The organism is Pontibacterium sp. (genome assembly GCF_041587635.1).
In the GTDB taxonomy this organism is placed as follows: Bacteria; Pseudomonadota; Gammaproteobacteria; order Pseudomonadales; family Balneatricaceae; genus Pontibacterium.
The window spans coordinates 1-2,940 of sequence record NZ_JBFGYC010000501.1; the positions used below are offsets into that span (position 1 = coordinate 1).

The 2,940-nt window shown below is 51.8% G+C and carries 1 protein-coding gene; it reads left to right on the plus strand.

Going from position 1 to position 2,940, the window contains the following annotated elements; translation table 11 throughout:
- Window positions 1-458 precede the first annotated feature (458 nt).
- Window positions 459-2,789, plus strand: a complete 2,331-nt coding sequence (gene rnr / locus ABYW01_RS18105; protein WP_372835527.1) for a ribonuclease R — start codon at window positions 459-461, stop codon at window positions 2,787-2,789.
- Window positions 2,790-2,940: the final 151 nt, after the last annotated feature.

Sequence of the window (2,940 nt, forward strand, 5' to 3'; positions counted from 1 at the left end):
AAACAATTCTATTTTTTAAAATCTCAGCAAGTCGTTGAACTACTTAAAGTATTCCCGTCCCTCAGTTTTAAATTCCAGTCTTATTTCCCGCGCTTAAAGATCTTTGCAACATACGTGCATCATAATTTCAGGACATTGGCATCTATATCCGAAAGTGCTTCGTTGAAGCGATAGACATACCGACACTTAGTCCTTTAAGTAAGCTTTTGAGTATAACGATCTATACTCGGATTAAGCGTCGTTAAGCATACCCATGTTTGGATTGACCTTAGATTGAAGGCCCGACATGAATCATCGACATTCAGCGTTATCCCCGCTGGAGTGTCTGCCGAATTTACGTCCTCACTGAGCGTGAGAGACACCAGCCAGCATCGCTGCCGCGTTATATCTGATCTGTCTAGACACCTCATTTCATTACGCACTGTACGCACCGTTTGCGGCTTTTTTGAGAAGAGATAATGAGTAAGCATTCATCTGGGGCGATTAAATCCTCAGACAAAGAAAAATACAGCCACCCGATTCCTGATCGTGAATTCATCATGAATCTGCTGGGTAAACAAAAATCACCTCTTAACCGTCAGGAACTGGCGGATGAGATGGAGCTGTTCCTCGAAGAAGAACAGGAAGCACTGCGCCGTCGTTTACGCGCGATGGAACGTGACGGTCAGGTTGTTTTCAACCCCCGTCGTGGTTACAGCCTGCTGCGTGAAGAAGAGCTGATCACCGGCACCGTTATCGGGCACCCGGACGGTTTTGGTTTCCTGTCCTGCGATGCAGGCGGTGATGACCTGTTCCTGTTTAACACCCAGATGGAATCCGTTTTTGACGGTGATCGGGTACAGGTACGAGTGAGTGGCGTTGACCGTCGCGGTCGTAAAGAAGGCAAAATCGTTAAGGTCCTCGAACATAAAACCACCGAACTGGTAGGTCGTTTGGCGAAGGACGAAGACGGCGTATTTTTCCTTGAGCCGGAAAACCGCCGCATTACCAACGAAATCGACATTGATGAAGACGATCTGGCCGGTGCAGAACTGGGCCAGTACATCTCCGTTGAGATCCTTGAACAACCGTGTAACCGCTACAATGCAACCGGCCGCGTGATCGAAGTACTGGGCGACTCCATGTCTCCGGGTATGGAGATTGATGTGGCGATCCGTAGTCACGACATTCCCCATCGCTGGCCACAAGACGCTATTCAAGCGGCTGACCAGATGGGCAGTGAAGTCGCTGAAGCCGACAAAGCACACCGTGCCGATCTGCGTAAGTTACCGTTTGTGACCATCGACGGCGAAGATGCCCGAGACTTTGATGATGCGGTGTACTGCGAGAAGAGCAAAGGTGGCTGGAAACTGTTTGTTGCCATTGCGGACGTATCTCACTACGTTAAACCGGATAGCGCATTGGATCAGGAAGCGCGCGAGCGTGGTACCTCCGTGTACTTCCCCGGTCATGTTGTACCGATGCTACCAGAAGCTCTGTCCAACGGACTGTGCTCACTGAATCCACACGTGGATCGTCTGGTGATGGTGTGTGAAATGACCATCAACACCGCTGGCAAGATGACCGACTTCACCTTCTCTGAAGCGGTGATCCACTCCCACGCCCGTCTGACCTACACACAGGTCGGCGCACTGATCGCGGATGCAAACTCCGGTGTGGGCAAAGAGGTCAGCCGTAAACACAAAGCGGTGGTTCCACACCTGTATGAACTGCATAACCTGTACGGCGCGCTACGTAAAGCCCGTACTAAGCGCGGTTCTATCGATTTTGAAACCCGTGAAGTACAGTTCCAGTTTGACGAAAACCGCAAGATCGACCAGATCGTTCCGGTTGTCCGTAACGATGCGCACAAGATGATCGAAGAGTTTATGTTGTGTGCCAACGTTGCAACCGCAGGCTTTTTGGAGCAGCTTCAGATCCCGGCGTTGTACCGTGTCCATGATGGCCCGCTGGAGAAGAAGCTTAAGAATCTACGTGCCTTTCTGGGTGAGCGCGGCCTGAATCTGGGCGGCGGTGATAAACCCACTCCGACCGACTATGACAAGCTGCTGAGCACTCTGGGGGATCGCCCTGATGCACATATCATCCGCACCATGATGTTGCGCTCTCTGAGTCAGGCGGAATATAGCCCGGATAACTTGGGCCACTTTGGCTTGGCATACGCGGCCTACGCACACTTCACGTCTCCGATTCGCCGCTACCCGGATCTGTTGGTCCACCGCGCAATCCGCTCCGTGATCCGTCGTAACGAGAGTGGTGGCGCGTTCCGCCGGGCGCTGAAACGCATTACAGGTAAAGGCACCGATCCTGTAAACCGCATCAAGAACGCCCCACTGCTTGAGCCAACGAAGAGCTATCCGTACGACATGCAAGCGATGCTGATGCTGGCGGAACACTGTTCTGACGCATCCCGCCGTGCAGATAAAGCCAGCTGGGATGTAGAAGCGTGGCTGAAGTGCGAATACATGCAGGATTTCATCGGTGAGACCTTTACCGGCATCATCAGCAGCGTGGCGAGCTTTGGTCTGTTTATCGAGATCGAAGATATTCAGGTCGAAGGCATGATCCATGTCTCAGGCCTGAAGAGTGACTTCTATCACTTTGACGAAGCCAAGCAGCGTTTGGTGGGCGATAAAACCCACACCAGTTATGGCTTGGGCGACACCGTCGAGATTCGTGTGGTGAAGGTGGATATGGACCAGCGCAAGATCGACTTTGAATTCCTCGATCAGGCTGACCGTCCGAAACCGCGTAAGAAAAAGTACTACAAGAACCGTAAGAAGTCATAGGTTCCAGGGGTGCATTAACAACGTTAATGCACCCTGTATCTCCCCAGCATACCTCTCCGCCTCACAAATCATTCTCGATCTACCGCTAGACACACCCCATTCGCATAACTCCGCAATTTCATCCTAGCGGACACCACCCCCACACTTCTAA